This window comes from Rhodococcus sp. NPDC060176, assembly GCF_042728675.1.
Lineage (GTDB): Bacteria > Actinomycetota > Actinomycetes > Mycobacteriales > Mycobacteriaceae > Rhodococcus_F.
The window spans coordinates 274,817-289,154 of sequence record NZ_JBHWYS010000005.1 but is presented as its reverse complement, the minus strand read 5'-3'; the positions used below and the strand labels follow the sequence as shown (position 1 = coordinate 289,154).

The 14,338-nt window shown below is 62.0% G+C and carries 17 protein-coding genes and 4 tRNA genes; 2 read left to right on the top strand and 19 right to left on the bottom strand.

Translation table 11 applies throughout. The features are described 5' to 3' along the window. Positions 1-3 precede the first annotated feature (3 nt). The 16 genes from ACFWEM_RS23930 to ACFWEM_RS23855 form a co-directional block, all read right to left on the bottom strand. Complete coding sequence (locus ACFWEM_RS23930) at positions 4-798, bottom strand: ABC transporter permease (protein WP_003942038.1); 795 nt, start codon at positions 796-798, stop codon at positions 4-6. A gap of 9 nt (positions 799-807) precedes the next feature. After that, complete coding sequence (locus ACFWEM_RS23925; protein ID WP_007728450.1) at positions 808-1,929, bottom strand: ABC transporter ATP-binding protein; 1,122 nt, start codon at positions 1,927-1,929, stop codon at positions 808-810. 259 nt (positions 1,930-2,188) lie between these two features. Beyond that, the gene (gene rplL / locus ACFWEM_RS23920) at positions 2,189-2,575 is read right to left on the bottom strand and encodes a 50S ribosomal protein L7/L12 (protein ID WP_003941857.1); all 387 of its coding nucleotides are present in this window, start codon (positions 2,573-2,575) and stop codon (positions 2,189-2,191) included. A gap of 78 nt (positions 2,576-2,653) precedes the next feature. Beyond that, positions 2,654-3,238, bottom strand: a complete 585-nt coding sequence (rplJ, locus tag ACFWEM_RS23915) for a 50S ribosomal protein L10 (protein WP_378447180.1) — start codon at positions 3,236-3,238, stop codon at positions 2,654-2,656. Between the two features lie 419 nt (positions 3,239-3,657). Next, entirely contained in the window at positions 3,658-4,350 is a 693-nt protein-coding gene (locus ACFWEM_RS23910; RefSeq protein ID WP_378537639.1) for a hypothetical protein, read from the bottom strand. 137 nt (positions 4,351-4,487) lie between these two features. Then, on the bottom strand, positions 4,488-5,207 hold the full coding sequence (rplA, locus tag ACFWEM_RS23905; protein ID WP_003941982.1) for a 50S ribosomal protein L1: 720 nt from the start codon (positions 5,205-5,207) through the stop codon (positions 4,488-4,490). A gap of 110 nt (positions 5,208-5,317) precedes the next feature. Further along, on the bottom strand, positions 5,318-5,752 hold the full coding sequence (rplK, locus tag ACFWEM_RS23900; protein ID WP_003941896.1) for a 50S ribosomal protein L11: 435 nt from the start codon (positions 5,750-5,752) through the stop codon (positions 5,318-5,320). A gap of 66 nt (positions 5,753-5,818) precedes the next feature. Beyond that, on the bottom strand, positions 5,819-6,655 hold the full coding sequence (gene nusG / locus ACFWEM_RS23895) for a transcription termination/antitermination protein NusG (protein WP_003942049.1): 837 nt from the start codon (positions 6,653-6,655) through the stop codon (positions 5,819-5,821). An 84-nt stretch (positions 6,656-6,739) separates the two neighbouring features. Further along, positions 6,740-7,243, bottom strand: coding sequence for a preprotein translocase subunit SecE (gene secE / locus ACFWEM_RS23890; protein WP_378537637.1), 504 nt, complete (start codon positions 7,241-7,243; stop codon positions 6,740-6,742). 31 nt (positions 7,244-7,274) lie between these two features. Continuing rightward, positions 7,275-7,347 (bottom strand) — tRNA-Trp (locus ACFWEM_RS23885). Positions 7,348-7,520: 173 nt separating this feature from the next. Continuing rightward, the gene (hadB, locus tag ACFWEM_RS23880; RefSeq protein WP_230812146.1) at positions 7,521-7,946 is read right to left on the bottom strand and encodes a (3R)-hydroxyacyl-ACP dehydratase subunit HadB; all 426 of its coding nucleotides are present in this window, start codon (positions 7,944-7,946) and stop codon (positions 7,521-7,523) included. Beyond that, entirely contained in the window at positions 7,933-8,487 is a 555-nt protein-coding gene (gene hadA, locus ACFWEM_RS23875) for a (3R)-hydroxyacyl-ACP dehydratase subunit HadA (RefSeq protein ID WP_019744315.1), read from the bottom strand. The genes hadB and hadA overlap by 14 nt, the downstream gene beginning before the upstream one ends. A gap of 86 nt (positions 8,488-8,573) precedes the next feature. Then, entirely contained in the window at positions 8,574-8,741 is a 168-nt protein-coding gene (gene rpmG, locus ACFWEM_RS23870) for a 50S ribosomal protein L33 (RefSeq protein WP_003941903.1), read from the bottom strand. A gap of 61 nt (positions 8,742-8,802) precedes the next feature. Continuing rightward, positions 8,803-8,875, bottom strand: a tRNA-Met gene (locus ACFWEM_RS23865). Between the two features lie 45 nt (positions 8,876-8,920). Continuing rightward, positions 8,921-8,993, bottom strand: a tRNA-Thr gene (locus ACFWEM_RS23860). A 288-nt stretch (positions 8,994-9,281) separates the two neighbouring features. Next, positions 9,282-9,364: transfer RNA gene (locus tag ACFWEM_RS23855), tRNA-Tyr, on the bottom strand. Between the two features lie 224 nt (positions 9,365-9,588). Here ACFWEM_RS23855 and ACFWEM_RS23850 point away from each other — a divergent pair. Continuing rightward, positions 9,589-10,080 carry a YajQ family cyclic di-GMP-binding protein gene (locus ACFWEM_RS23850; RefSeq protein WP_283305038.1) on the top strand — a complete coding sequence of 164 codons (492 nt, stop codon included), beginning with the start codon at positions 9,589-9,591 and terminating at the stop codon, positions 10,078-10,080. Between the two features lie 70 nt (positions 10,081-10,150). On the opposite strand, the gene htpX is transcribed toward ACFWEM_RS23850, so the two are convergent. Next, positions 10,151-11,014: a zinc metalloprotease HtpX gene (htpX, locus tag ACFWEM_RS23845; protein WP_378537821.1), complete on the bottom strand. Its 864-nt coding sequence runs from the start codon at positions 11,012-11,014 to the stop codon at positions 10,151-10,153. Positions 11,015-11,167: 153 nt separating this feature from the next. Then, positions 11,168-12,217 carry a polyprenyl synthetase family protein gene (locus ACFWEM_RS23840; protein ID WP_037129929.1) on the bottom strand — a complete coding sequence of 350 codons (1,050 nt, stop codon included), beginning with the start codon at positions 12,215-12,217 and terminating at the stop codon, positions 11,168-11,170. Between the two features lie 104 nt (positions 12,218-12,321). On the opposite strand from ACFWEM_RS23840, the gene ACFWEM_RS23835 reads away from it, so the two are divergent. Continuing rightward, positions 12,322-13,584 (top strand): geranylgeranyl reductase family protein, encoded by a 1,263-nt coding sequence (locus tag ACFWEM_RS23835; RefSeq protein WP_378537634.1) that lies wholly within the window; start codon positions 12,322-12,324, stop codon positions 13,582-13,584. A gap of 54 nt (positions 13,585-13,638) precedes the next feature. Here the strand turns inward: ACFWEM_RS23835 and ACFWEM_RS23830 are convergent, their stop codons facing one another. Further along, positions 13,639-14,337, bottom strand: coding sequence for a demethylmenaquinone methyltransferase (locus ACFWEM_RS23830; protein ID WP_378537632.1), 699 nt, complete (start codon positions 14,335-14,337; stop codon positions 13,639-13,641). Between the last annotated feature and the right edge of the window lies 1 nt (position 14,338).

The window sequence follows — 14,338 nt, the reverse complement described above, 5'->3', positions numbered from 1 at the left end:
AGGTCAAGATCCCTTCGCCGGCACGATCTGGAGGTACACCATCGTCAGAATCAGATTGGCGAAGAACAACAGCAGGAACGTGATGACGACGGCCTGGTTCACCGCCTCACCGACGCCCTTGGGGCCACCGGACGGGTGAAGTCCCTTGTACGCGGAGATCACACCTGCGATGACACCGAACACCGCGGCTTTGATCTCACCGCTCCAAATGTCCGGTAGCTGCGCAAAAGCTGAGAACGACGAGATGTAGGCACCGGGGTTACCGCCCTGCAGGATCACGTTGAAGAAGTAGCCGCCCGCGATACCGACCACGGACACCAGTCCGTTGAGCAGTACAGCGATCAGCACCATCGCGAGTACTCGCGGAACCACCAGGCGCTGAATCGGATTGATTCCGAGGACTTCCATCGCGTCGATCTCTTCGCGGATGGTTCGTGAACCGAGGTCGGCCGTCACGGCCGATCCGGCCGCACCGGCGACCAGCAACGCTGTCACCAGAGGGCTACCCTGCTGGATCACCGCCAGGACGCTGGCCGCGCCGGTGAACGATTCTGCACCCAACTGCTTGATCAGCGAACCGGTCTGCAGTGAGACGACGGCGCCGAAAGGAATGGCTACCAATGCCGTCGGCAAAATCGTCACGCTGGCGATGAACCAGGCCTGCTCGATGAACTCACGGAACTGAAATGGACGCCGGAACGTATTCCTAACGACGTCGACAAACAGTTCGACGATGTTTCCGGCCTGAGTTAATGCTCCGTTGACCGGACTCAGAACCGAGTTGCGGGTAACCCCCATCCGATATGCCTACCCTTGCCCGTGTGTCGTGTTTCCGTAGGGATCGCCCTCGTATGCAGGAATGACCTGCGTGTCTTGCGAGTTGTCGTTCCACTCCCCCTGATAGCCGCTCGCTTCGGCGTACTGGGGATCGTACTGCCCAGTTCCGTCAACCTCGTCCAGGCTGTCCTGAATTGCCGCCTGAGCGTTAGCTGGGAGGGTGTGCATGATCTGGCGGACGCGCTCCTGGCGACGACGAACAGCCTGACGCTCCGGGTTTCCGGGGGTGGCCTTCATCTGCGGCACGATGCCCTCGACGTCGTCGACACCACCGGCGTGGTGACCGGCGTCGACGAGCGCCTGCTCGTGCGCCATCTGCGCCTCGTCCTTCTCCTCCGACATACCGATCGGACCGATCATCGTTCCGTTGAGGAACTGCTTGACGACGGGTTCGTCCGAGGTGAGAAGCACCTCACGAGGACCGAACATCACCAACTGGCGACGGAAGAGCATGCCGATGTTGTCCGGCACCGTGCGCGCGAGGTTGATGTTGTGCGAGACGATCAGAATCGTCGCGTCGGACTGCGCGTTGATGTCGATCAGGGTCTGGCTGATGTACGTCGTACGCACCGGGTCCAGACCGGAGTCCGGCTCGTCGACGAGGATGATCTCGGGATCGAGAACGAGTGCACGCGCCAGACCGGCACGCTTGCGCATACCGCCGGAGATCTCGCCGGGGAGCTTGTCCTCGGCGCCGACCAGACCGGTGAGGTCCAACTTCTCCATCACGATCTTGCGGATATCGGATTCCGACTTCTTGGTGTGCTCACGAAGCGGGAAGGCGATGTTGTCGTACAAGTTCATCGAGCCGAACAGAGCGCCGTCCTGGAACAGAACGCCGAACAGTTTGCGGATCTCGTAGAGCTCCTTGGAGGAGCACTGCAGGATGTCCGTGCCGTCGATGACGATGGAGCCTTGTTCAGGGCGGAGCAGTCCGATCAGGGACTTCAGGAACACCGACTTACCGGTACCCGAAGGCCCGAGCAGTGCACTGACCTCACCCGCGGGAAGTGTCAACGACACGTCCTGCCAAATCCTCTGCGACCCGAAAGACTTTGTCAGTCCTTGTACCGCTACCTCGACTCCCACCATTACCTCCGCGACGTCCGTTGCATGCATGCACCCGTGTGGGTTGGGTCACTCTATCGCATGGGAGTGGTACCCGTGACTGCGAATACTACTAACGAGTAGGGAAGAAGCATAATTCAGGTCACAGCCTAGTTCGGACACCCCTCCCACCTGCATGGATTCCGACATATCGCCCGCGAAAAAAGTTCAAAAAAAGAGGGCCACTCCCCGTGGGGAGTGGCCCTCTTCGTTACTACTCGCGAAGAGCAGCGGGAAAACCGTCTTACTTGATGACGATCTTTGCGCCGGCAGCTTCGAGCTTTTCCTTGGCAGCCTCTGCGGCGTCCTTGGCAACCTTCTCGAGGATGGCCTTCGGAGCGCTCTCGACGAGGTCCTTGGCTTCCTTCAGGCCGAGGCCGGAAACGACCTCACGGACGACCTTGATGACCTGGATCTTCTTGTCGCCAGCCGACTCGAGGACGACGTCGAACTCGTCCTGCTCTTCAGCAGCTTCTGCGCCGGCAGCCGGTGCGCCTGCAGCGGCGACGGCGACGGGAGCAGCAGCGGTGACCTCGAAGGTCTCCTCGAATGCCTTAACGAACTCCGAGAGCTCGAGGAGGGTGAGCTCCTTGAACTGGTCCAACAACTCTTCGGTGCTGAGCTTCGCCATTGTGGCGGTCCTTCCTGTAAGTCCCATGTCGCTGATCCGCGACCGGGCGGGGTTATAGCAGTGATGCGCGGGTGCGGATCAGCTTTCGGCTTCGGCCTCGGCCGGAGCCTCGGTGGCAGCCTCTGCGGGGGCCTCTGCGGCTCCGCCTTCTGCGGCCTTCTTCTCCTGCAGTGCAGCAGCCAAACGGGCAAACTGCGAAGCGGGAGCATTGAACAGGCCTGCGGCCTTTGCCAAGTTGCCCTTCATCGCGCCGGCAAGCTTTGCCAACAGGATTTCGCGGGATTCGAGATCCGCGATCTTGTTGACCTCTTCCACGGACAGCGCAGCGCCGTCCATGTAGCCGCCCTTGATGATGAGCGCCTTGTTGTCCTTAGCGAAGTTCTTCAGAGCCTTCGCAGCGTCGACCGGTTCGCCCTTGATGAATGCAATGGCGGTCGGACCAACGAACAGGTCATCAAGGCCCTCGATGCCAGCCTCTGCGGCGGCACGCTTGACCAGGGTGTTCTTGGCGACGGAGTAGGTGGCACCTTCTCCGAGAGCGCGTCGCAGTGTCGTGATGTTGCCAACCGAAAGGCCACGGTATTCCGTGACCACAGCGGCGGTCGAACCCTTGAACTGCTCGGTGATTTCCGCAACTGCGGAAACCTTCTCAGGCTTTGCCATACTTCGCCTCCTCTCGTGAGCGTCGTTGTCCCACTCAGGAACCGCTGCACCTCATCGGGGATGAACCCGAGAAGACACAGCCCGCGACATGCAAAACGCCCCGGGCGCAAGCGCACGGGGCGTACAGAGGAAACATGAAGAAGAGGCTTACGAATCAGCGTAACGATGCAACGCAAAGCAGTGCACAACCAGGCAAACTGTAGAACCACTACATCAAGCTATCCCCCTACCTCGTTCACCTACGTGGGCCGCCGGGCACTCCCGGACTTTCAACCACACTCATCACTGAGCGCAATCACCAACGGTCTTGGGTAGAACATGATTTTGGGGTGAAGTTCATATCCAGCACTGAACTCCGCGTCGAAGACTACCTGACTGCTCGCTGCATAACCAAATCGGGTTCGTCACGCCCCGCTTCTTCACGCACCTATAGCCCTGGCGATCTTGTGCTCGATCTCCGCCCGAGCACGATCCGGCAAGACAAGGAGTCCGTCGAGTTCCTTGTGTGCCTTCCTGTAAGCGCTCTGACGTTCCTGCGGCGTCGCGCCCTCGTCCATGGCCAGTCGCAACAGACGCTGCGCTCGTACCAGGCGTTCTTGTTCGTCGAGGGTGAAGCCGCTGCGTCGGCGGCGCTTGGCTTCCGCTTCCGCGATTTCGAAGGCGATCGCGTAAGCGTGCACCGACTCGCGGTACTCGGTTTGTGCCTGCTGGTTACCGATCATCGTCTCCGGATTGCCTGGTCGGAGGAGATCGGCACGATATTTGGCTCGATGAAAATCGGCGGTCAATGGCTCGCGCATGTCCGTCATCATCGGGGTGTCGAGCAGCGTGACCGGGTCGAGCTCGTACGAGAACCATCTTGCGTCGACTTCGTCGTGCTGCTCGACGGCTTTCACCAGCTCGCGACGCTGCGTGTCTTCGTCGGCGTGATGTTGTGCGTTGGCTTGCGCGATGGCGACCTTGGTCTGCTGTTTGAGCCGGAAACGCTCCTGCCGGCGCTCGATCCGCCTTTCGTTGGCAACCGCGACACCTTTCAGCGCCCCACCGATGGTGCCGCCGAAAACGAACAGCAGCCACCAGAAATTTCCGAGGAACTGGAACGCTTCGTGCATACACCCGATGATGCCATCGCTAGATCGATACCACCGCTGGACCGGATACCACCGGCGGGGATCACTCCCTCACGAAACAGACAAGAAGGCCGGCAGGGAGTGATCCCTGCCGGCCTTCTTGTTCGTATGCGGACTGCTTACGCGTCTGCAGCATCCTCGAGGAGGTTGCGAGTACGGTTCGGATCCACCGGGATGCCCGGACCGGTGGTGGTCGAGACCGTGATCTTCTTCACGTAGCGGCCCTTGGCCGACGAGGGCTTCGCACGCAGGATCTCGTCCAGGGCTGCGCCGTAGTTCTCCACCAGCTTCTCATCGTCGAACGATGCCTTGCCGATGACGAAATGCAGGTTGGCCTGCTTGTCGACGCGGAAGTTGATCTTTCCGCCCTTGATGTCGTTGACAGCCTTGGTGACATCCGCCGTGACGGTGCCCGTCTTCGGGTTCGGCATCAGGCCACGCGGTCCGAGGACACGGGCGATGCGGCCGACCTTGGCCATCTGATCAGGAGTCGCGATTGCGGCGTCGAAATCGACCCATCCACCCTGGATGCGCTCGATCAGGTCTTCTGCACCGACTACGTCAGCGCCTGCAGCCTCTGCTTCTGCTGCCTTCTCGCCAACAGCGAACACGATGACGCGAGCGGTCTTACCGGTGCCGTGGGGCAGGTTGACCGTTCCGCGGACCATCTGGTCAGCCTTACGGGGGTCGACGCCCAGACGAACTGCAACCTCAACGGTTGCATCCATCTTGGTGGACGACGTCTCCTTGGCGAGCTTTGCAGCCTGAAGCGGGCTGTAGAGCTTGTCTGCGTCGATCTTCTCAGCGGCGGCGAGGTACGCCTTGCTGCGCTTTGCCATTTGTTCTGTCCTTACTTATCACTGCAGTGAGTTACTTGGTGCAGTGGTGAATGGTTCAGTTGTGGTCGGGGCCTGGCCGGCCCTCCCACGTAATGCTGTGGAGCGGGCTACTAGCCCTGGACCGTGATGCCCATGGAGCGAGCGGTGCCGGCGATGATCTTCGCGGCCTGCTCGATGTCATTGGCATTGAGGTCTTCAGCCTTGGTCTTCGCGATTTCGCGCACCTGATCCATGGTCACCGAGGCAACCTTGGTCTTGTGCGGTTCGCCGGAGCCCTTGGCGACGCCGGCTGCCTTGAGGAGCAGCTTGGCGGCGGGAGGGGTCTTCAGCTTGAAATCGAAGGTCCGGTCTTCGTAGACCGAGATCTCGACCGGCACAACATTGCCGCGCTGGGACTCAGTCGCCGCGTTGTAGGCCTTGCAGAACTCCATGATGTTCACGCCGTGCTGACCGAGCGCGGGACCCACGGGAGGTGCAGGGTTAGCCTGACCTGCCTGGATCTGCAGCTTGATGAGCCCGGCGAGCTTCTTCTTCTTTGGGGGCATCTCTAGTTCCTAGTTTCTAGCTTGGGTGTGTGTCTTGCGTCGAACAAATTGCAAGTTTTGGGGTGGTCAGATCTTCGCGACCTGGTTGAAGTTGAGCTCAACCGGGGTTTCACGACCGAAGATCGACACGAGAACCTTGAGCTTCTGCTGCTCGCCGTTGACCTCGCTGATGCTGGCCGGAAGGGTTGCGAACGGACCGTCCATGACGGTGACCGACTCGCCGACCTCGAAGTCGACCTCGATGAGGGGCTTGCCGAAGGACTCGGACGGTGCCTCGCCTGCTGCGACGGCGGCCGCTGCAGCCTGCTGCTTCTTCTGCTCCTGCTGCGGGAGCAGGAACTTGACGACCTCGTTGAGGGTCAGCGGCGAGGGACGCGACGTTGCACCGACAAAACCGGTGACACCAGGCGTGTTGCGCACTGCGCCCCACGACTCGTCGTTGAGCTCCATGCGAACGAGGATGTATCCGGGCAGAACCTTGCGGTTGACCTGCTTGCGCTGGCCGTTCTTGATCTCGGTGACCTCTTCGGTGGGAACTTCCACCTGGAAGATGTAGTCACCGACGTCGAGGTTCTGAACGCGAGTCTCGAGGTTGGTCTTGACCTTGTTCTCGTAACCGGCGTACGAGTGGATGACGTACCAGTCACCCGGGGCGCGGCGCAGCGCAGCCTTGAGTTCGGCAACGGGATCCTCGACCTCGAGTTCGGCGGCGGGAGCGGCCTCGTCGGAGTTCTCGGCATCGTCGGAGATGACGTCCTCGGTCGCTGCAGCGTCTGCATCAGTGCCTTCGGCAACGTCTGCATCGGTGCCTTCGGCAACCACGACGTCTACTTCGGCTGCCGCCTCGGCAGAAACACGCTCTTCGGCCAAAGCCTCATTCGTGTCGTTCTCGGGGGTGCTCACTGGGGCACTCGCTTCCTCTCGTTACTCGGACCCGGGTCGGGTCTTGTCGCGCTCGCAGGCAAAGACGCCCGACTGCTACGGCGATCAGCCGAACAGCCAGGTGACACCCTTGATCACAGCGATATCGACGCCGCTGATGAAAGCGACCATGAAGACCACGAACGTCAGCACGACGCTGGTGTAGGTGATCATCTGCTTGCGGTTCGGCCAGATGACCTTACGGAGTTCTGCGATGACCTCGCGGAAGAATTTGCGCAGGCGCTTGAAGATGTTGTCTTTCTTCGCCTTGGGCTTCTTGCCGGGGTTCGTTGCAGTCGGCTTGGCCGATGATGTCCGGGATGCCGTCCGTGCCGGAGTCTTCACGGTGGACGCGCTGACCGAGGCGCCGCGTGCAGCGCGCTTGCCGGTCGGCTTGTTGGAAACCCCACTGGATGCGGAGGGGGCCTCGTCGGCACCGTCCTTGTCCAGCGACAGATCGGAACGCGTAGTCGCGTCAGCTGCAGTGTCGTCGACACCGGTCGAATCGGCAGACGGTGAAGTCTCCGCATCCGAAGTGTCGGCGTCGCGCTTGGCGCGCTCCTCGCTCACGTCGTTCCTCTCAGTCGCTGGCATCCGGGGGCAGGGGCGACAGGACTTGAACCTGCAACCTGCGGTTTTGGAGACCGCTGCTCTGCCAGTTGAGCTACGCCCCTTTGGTTGACCTCGACAGGTAGACCCTGCCTGAATCAACCGTTCTGCGATCACACAACATACGCGCTACCCGAGGTGAATGCCTTGCAACATTCAGGGCAGCGCGCAGCGCTGAGGAATCCCAGAAATCTCAGTGTACTTCAAAGCCCCGGAACAAACACAATCCGCCCTGCGATCAGGCTAGACGGACCGTGGCAGTGGCACGACCGAAGATCTTCTTACCTTCGGACTTGGCCACGATTGCCAGTACTGCGGTCTTGCTTTCTTCGTCGACCGACTTCACCTTGGCGGTGAAATCGATCTCGGCAGCCTTGTCGGCCGCCACGATGACCGGGCTCGTGAACCGTACGTTGTACTCGGTCACTGCGCCCGGATCTCCCAGCCATTCGGTGACGTAACCGGCACCGATGCCCATGGAGAGCATGCCGTGCGCAACCACGTCCGGCAAGCCGGCAAGTCGTGCAACCTCGTCGCTGAAGTGAATCGGGTTCGGATCTCCCGAGACACCGGCATAGTTGGCGAGGTTTCCGCGTGTCAGAGTCACGGACTTCTCGGGGAGAAGTTCGCCGACACTCACGTCGGAGAATTTACGAAGCGACATGCATCATCACGTCCTTGACTGCGTGGGCGATGTTCTCGTCCACTTCCCCACCGGTTCGAGCGACAAGCGTTGTCCACGTGGTGACAACTGCCTCGTCGTTCTGATCGGTGATGATGTTCTTGGTCACGATGATGTCGCTACCTGCGGCCTGCCTGAACGAATCCAGGAAGACATCGCAGAAGAGTCGGTCACCGACCTGCATGGGCTTGTGCAGCACCAAACGCTGATCGGTCTGAAGAATCTGACTCAAGTCGTAGCCAGTGACGATCTCTTCGAACAGACGTCGCTGAGCAATGGCACCCACGATTGCGACAAAAGTGATGGGAGCGATCAGACCGTCGTATCCGAGGCCTTTGGCTGCCGACTCGTCGTAGTGCGCGGGATGCGCGTCCTGGACGGCGCGAGCGAACTCGCGCACCTTCTCGCGTCCGACCTCGTAGAAGTCTTCGACACGATAGTGATGACCGACCATCTGGACGGCATGAGCGGCCGGGTCCGTAGGGACCTCGGCCGCTGCCTGGTTCTCTTGCAAATCTGTCACGCGGTGAGACTCTCTTCTAGCTAGGACCCGAAGACGCAGGCCCGGAGAGGGTCTTCCGCGAAAATCGTCGTCCGGTTAAGGACTTACTACTTCGACTCGCGGTGCGACTGGTGGGTTCCGCAGTTGGGGCAGAACTTCTTGAGCTCCAGGCGATCGGGGTCGTTGCGCCGATTCTTCTTGGTGATGTAGTTGCGGTGCTTGCATACCTCGCAGGCCAAGGTGATCTTGGGCCGAACGTCGGTCGAGGAGGCCACGGGATGCCTTCTTTCGGGTGTATCTGATTACGAGCAATCAGGGTGGATCATGCATATTGTGTAGCGGTGACCGGACTTGAACCGGCGACGCAACGATTATGAGTCGTTTGCTCTACCAACTGAGCTACACCGCCTCGGTGTCGAGTGTCGCGCGGAAAGCACGGCACCACAATCCAGCGAGCCCCCTAACGGAATCGAACCGTTGACCTTTTCCTTACCATGGAAACGCTCTACCGACTGAGCTAAGGGGGCGTGGCTCAGGAGTGCGTTGCCGCTCTCTTGAAGCCTCCGAAAGATTACACACGAACGAGCGCCAGCACCAAATCCGCTGGTCATCGGGGCAAAAATGGTGCCGGAGCCCATTCTTGCACCGATCGGGGCCTGTGGCGAGGGCTTTGCGAGAACCAACTTGGCCCCGCACTCCCCCGGAGTCCTCCCCGAGCCGCAGCAGGTACGCGTCACCTGCCATCCGTCGACATCGGAACAAGCACAAAAAAGTCAGCCCCGATTCTCGGAAAGAGAATCGGGGCTGACTTGGTGTGGCAGATGTAGGATTCGAACCTACGTAGGCATAAGCCGACGGATTTACAGTCCGCTCCCATTGGCCGCTCGGGCAATCTGCCGTGCTTGCACCAGGCTTCGATCCGGCGCATTCGCAAGTATATCGCGACGTGCGGCGGCCGAAAACGGCTTCCTCGGTGCGGTGAGAAGAATACAACGAACACACCCCCATTTTGCAAACCGGGTGGTAACGGGCGGTGCCGACCCGATAACGTCGAGGTGTCCACCGGTATGGAAGGTGGGCGGAACTCGATGTTCGTGAACTACCGGAAAGCGGGAGTGTGAAGTGGCTGATTCGTCCTTCGACGTGGTGAGCAAAGTAGACCGTCAAGAGGTGGACAACGCTCTGCATCAGGCTGCCAAGGAGTTGACCACGCGTTTCGACTTCCGAAACACGGGAGCGTCGATCGAGTGGTCTGGTGAAGAGACGATCACGTTGAACGCCGACACCGAGGAGCGACTGCTGGCCGCCCTCGACGTGTTCAAGGAGAAGCTGATCCGTCGTGACATCTCACTGAAGGCATTCGATGCCGGCGAGCCGGCGCAGTCCGGAAAGATCTACAAGCTGTCCGGAACCTTGGTCCAGGGCATCACCAGCGAGAACGCGAAGAAGATCACCAAGAAGATCCGCGACGAGGGTCCCAAGGGCGTCAAGGCGCAGATCCAGGGTGAAGAGCTTCGGGTGAGCAGCAAGAAGCGCGACGACCTCCAGGGTGTCATCTCCCTGCTCAAGGGTGAGGACTTCGGGATCGCCCTGCAGTTCGTGAACTACCGGTAGTAGGGGCTGCGCCCCTGTGCGCGGTTAAGGAGTCCTGGGACTACCTGACCGCGCACAGGGGCCGAAGGCCCTACATCCCCGCCATCTTCTCCAACCGCTCGATCCGGTCCGCCATGGGCGGATGCGTCGAGAACAGCTTGCTCACCTTGTCCCCCGCTCTGAAGGGGTTGGCGATCATCAGGTGGGACTGCGCCGCGAGCTTGGGCTCAGGCGGCAACGGCGCGGCTGCGACGCCAGACTCGAGCTTGCGCAGCGCCGACGCCAACGCCAGCGGGTCACCGGTGAGCTCGGCTCCCGATTGATCCGCCTGGTACTCGCGAGAGCGCGAGACGGCCAGCTTGACCACGGTTGCCGCGATCGGTCCCAGCAGGGAGACGAGCAGCAGCGCGATCGGATTGCTTCCCTGCCCGTTCCCTCGGCCACCGAAGATGCTCGCGTACATGGCGAAGTTGGCCAGGCCCGAGATGACGCTGGCCATCGCGCCGGCCACGGACGAGATCAAAATGTCCCGGTTGTAGACGTGAGAGAGTTCGTGCCCGAGCACGGCACGCAGTTCGCGTTCGTTCAGGATCTGCATGATGCCGCTGGTCACGCACACCGCGGCGTGCCGAGGGCTACGACCGGTGGCAAACGCGTTCGGGGCGTTCGTGGGGCTGATGTACAGCCTGGGCATCGGTTGGTGCGCCGTCGTGGCGAGTTCGCGCACGATCCGGTAGATCGCCGGTGCCTCGACCTCGGTGATGGGCTGGGCGCGCATCGATCGAAGCGCCAGCTTGTCGCTGTTGAAGTACAGGTATGCATTCATGCCGACGGCAAAGAGTACGGATCCCCACAGAAGCATCGGGCTGTTGAACAGCGAGCCGATGAAGACGATCAGCGCCGACATCCCCACCAACAACCCGAATGTCTTCGCACCGTTCGCGTAGCCGTGCAAACCGCTCACCTCTTGCCTCGCCGGAGCCGAAGGCTCACCCGAACTCCCCGGCGTGTGCACCGGTTCTGTTCAGTCAACGAAGGACAGGGCCATCAGGGTTCCCACCCAGAGCTCGTCGGGGTTTCCCCCCGGAAGCCCCGATTCGTCGAGGTGTCAGCCGACTCGTTCGATCGTGTAGTCCACGAGACGAACCAGCGCTTCGTTTGCAGGCCCCTGGGGCAGTTCGGCCAACTGAGCCTTGGCCGCGACGGCGTACTCGCCCAGCTTTGCCTTCGCCTTGACCATGCCCGGCGAACGCTCGAGCAGTTCGAGGGCTTCTTCTACCAGGGCGTCTTCGGTTACCGGACCCGCGAGCAGCTCGCGCAGACGATCTGCGTCGGCCCCTTCTTCGCGGAATGCGTACAGGACGGGCAGGGTGTGGACGCCCTCACGCAGGTCGGTGCCGGGCGTCTTGCCGGACTGCGCCGAGACGGACGAGATGTCGATGATGTCGTCGGAGATCTGGAACGCGGTGCCGACGGCATCACCCAGGCGCTCGAGGCGCTCGATGTGAGCTGCGTCGGCGCCGGAGAAGGTGCCGCCGAAGCGTCCCGAGGCAGCGATCAGCGAACCGGTCTTCTCCCACACGACCTTGAGGTAGTGCTCGACCGGATCCTGCTCCTTCTTGACGCCGATCGTCTCGCGCATCTGGCCGGTGACCAGCTCGGCGAAGGTTTCGGCGATGATCCGAACTGCTTCGGGTCCGAGCGTCGACACCAGTCGTGACGCGTGCGCGAACAAGTAGTCGCCGGCCAGGATCGCCACGCTGTTGCCCCAGCGGGCGTTGGCGCTGGGTGCCCCGCGGCGCATGGACGCCTCGTCCATGACGTCGTCGTGATAGAGCGTCGCGAGGTGAACGAGTTCGGTGACGGTCGCTGCGGTGATGATCGACGGATCGTTCGGCACCGGTCCGAGCTGCGCGGTCAGGATCGTGAACAACGGACGGAAGCGCTTTCCACCGGCTCGCGCGAGGTGCAGCGCGGCCTCGGTGAGGAAGTCTTCGCCGTCGGACAGCTCGCTGACCAACAACTCCTCGACATCGGAGAGTCCACCACGCACCACTGCGGCGAGCTGTTCGTCGCCCAGGTCGATGCCTGCAACGACGGTGCTCGATGCGGTTGCGTCGGCAGCAGTCTTTTCGGTGCTCACGATGTCAGTACCCATTCCTGTCGTCAGTGACGGCTCGGTTCCCACGGTAGTGAACCTAGCGGTTCGCACTCGGGACGGCCTCGCCACGGTGGCGATCGCGAGCCTGGGAAGATGTGAGTGTGTCCGTAGAAGAGCAGTCCCCCGTCGTCGATTCGCTTCCGACCGAAACCGACATTGTGGTCATCGGCGCAGGTCCCGCGGGTTCTTCGGCCGCGGCATGGGCCGCCCGCAGCGGCCGAGACGTCGTTCTGGTGGACGCTGCCGTCTTCCCGCGAGACAAGACTTGTGGTGATGGACTCACTCCGCGCGCCGTAGCCGAACTGGATCTCCTCGGCCTCGGCGAGTGGGTTCGGTCACATACGACGAACAAGGGCCTGCGGTTGTCCGGCTTCGGGCAAGAACTCGAACTCGAGTGGCCGGGGACGTCGTTCCCGCCGATCGGCAGTGCGATCCCCCGCACCGAACTCGACGACGCCATTCGCCGGTGTGCCGTCGAATCCGGCGCGGTCATGGTCGAGGGCACCAAGGCAGTGGACGTCGAACTCGACGGCGATCGAGTAGCCGCCGTCGTACTCGCCGGCCCCTCGGGACGCAGCACCCTTCGCTGTCGGACGCTGATCATCGCCGACGGCGTTCGCTCGACGCTCGGCAAGAAGCTGGGACGGCAGTGGCACCGGGACACCGCGTACGGCGTCGCCGCACGCGCGTATGTCGCGACGCCGCGCAGCGCCGACCCGTGGATCACCTCGCATCTGGAGCTGCGGGACGCGGAGGGCACGTTGCAGGCGGGGTACGGCTGGATCTTCCCGCTCGGTACCGGCGAGGTGAACATCGGGGTCGGGACACTGGCGACGTCCAAACGTCCGGCACCAGGTGCCCTGCGACCTTTGCTCGACCTCTACACCGATCAGCGCCGAAGCGAGTGGCAGTGGAGCAGCGAAATACATTCCGTCGCTTCGGCTTTGCTTCCCATGGGCGGCGCCGTCTCCAACATCGCCGGACGCAACTGGGCCGTGATCGGTGACGCCGCAGCGTGCGTGAACCCGCTCAACGGTGAGGGCATCGACTACGGCCTCGAAGGCGGACGCTTGGTGGTCGAAGCGCTCGGCGCCGACGATCTGACGCAGCTGTGGCCGAAGGTGCTGCGGGAGCATTACGGGCAGGCGTTCTCGGTCGCGCGCCGACTCGCAGGACTGCTGACGGTTCCGCAGTTCCTGCCCGCGTCGGGTCCGATTGCGATGCGCTCACGGGCACTGATGACGGTCGCCGTTCGGGTGATGGGAAACCTCGTCACCGACGCCGACGCCGATCTGACGGCGAAGGCCTGGCGGGCGTCAGGGGCCGCGTCGAGAAAGATCGACTCCCGGCCGCTGTTCGGTTGAGCAACTGCTGTGCGCCTTTCTTAACCGCCGGGGGTTAATAAAGGCGCACAGCAGTCAGGCAGTGGCGTAATGCAGCGCCACGATGCCGCCGGTGAGGTTGCGCCACTTGACGTTCTTCCACCCGGCGGCCTCGATCTTGCGTGCCAGCTCTTCCTGGGTCGGCCAGGCGCGGATCGATTCGGCGAGGTAGATGTAGGCGTCGGGGTTGCTGCTGACAGTGCGTGCGACCTGCGGGAGCGCCTTCATGAGGTACTCCATGTAGACCGTGCGGAACGGCCCGAAGACGGGCGTCGAGAACTCGCTGACGACGAGGCGTCCGCCCGGCTTGGTGACCCGGGCGATCTCGCGAAGTCCGGCCTCGAAGTCGGAGACGTTGCGCAGGCCGAAGGAAATCGTCGCGGCATCGAAAACGTTGTCGGCGTACGGCAGGTACATCGCGTCACCTGCGACCATCGGAACTTTGCGCGAGATTCCCGCCTTGAGCATTCCCTTGGAGAAGTCGGTGGCGACGCACCAGGCCCCGGAGCGCCCCAGTTCGACGGTCGAGACACCGGTTCCGGCAGCGAGGTCGAGCACCTTCTCTCCCGGCTTCAGGTCGAGGGCTTCGCGGGTGGCCTTGCGCCAACCCTTGTCCTGGCCGAAGGACAGCACGGTGTTGGTGAGGTCGTACCGCTCCGCGACGTCGTCGAACATCGACGCGACTTCGTGCGGTTGCTTCTCGAGAGTTGCTCGGGTTCCGTGTGTAGTGGCCACA

Excerpts from the sequence above, each read along its gene's own strand:
- ACFWEM_RS23930 (WP_003942038.1), bottom strand. The coding sequence starts at position 798 with ATGGGGGTTACCCGCAACTCGGTTCTGAGTCCGGTCAACGGAGCATTA.
- ACFWEM_RS23910 (WP_378537639.1), bottom strand. The coding sequence starts at position 4,350 with ATGCACGAAGCGTTCCAGTTCCTCGGAAATTTCTGGTGGCTGCTGTTC.
- rplK (WP_003941896.1), bottom strand. The coding sequence starts at position 5,752 with ATGCCCCCAAAGAAGAAGAAGCTCGCCGGGCTCATCAAGCTGCAGATC.
- rplL (WP_003941857.1), bottom strand. The coding sequence starts at position 2,575 with ATGGCGAAGCTCAGCACCGAAGAGTTGTTGGACCAGTTCAAGGAGCTC.
- ACFWEM_RS23925 (WP_007728450.1), bottom strand. The coding sequence starts at position 1,929 with ATGGTGGGAGTCGAGGTAGCGGTACAAGGACTGACAAAGTCTTTCGGG.
- rplA (WP_003941982.1), bottom strand. The coding sequence starts at position 5,207 with ATGGCAAAGCGCAGCAAGGCGTACCTCGCCGCCGCTGAGAAGATCGAC.
- ACFWEM_RS23840 (WP_037129929.1), bottom strand. The coding sequence starts at position 12,217 with ATGGGTACTGACATCGTGAGCACCGAAAAGACTGCTGCCGACGCAACC.
- hadB (WP_230812146.1), bottom strand. The coding sequence starts at position 7,946 with ATGTCGCTTCGTAAATTCTCCGACGTGAGTGTCGGCGAACTTCTCCCC.
- rplJ (WP_378447180.1), bottom strand. The coding sequence starts at position 3,238 with ATGGCAAAGCCTGAGAAGGTTTCCGCAGTTGCGGAAATCACCGAGCAG.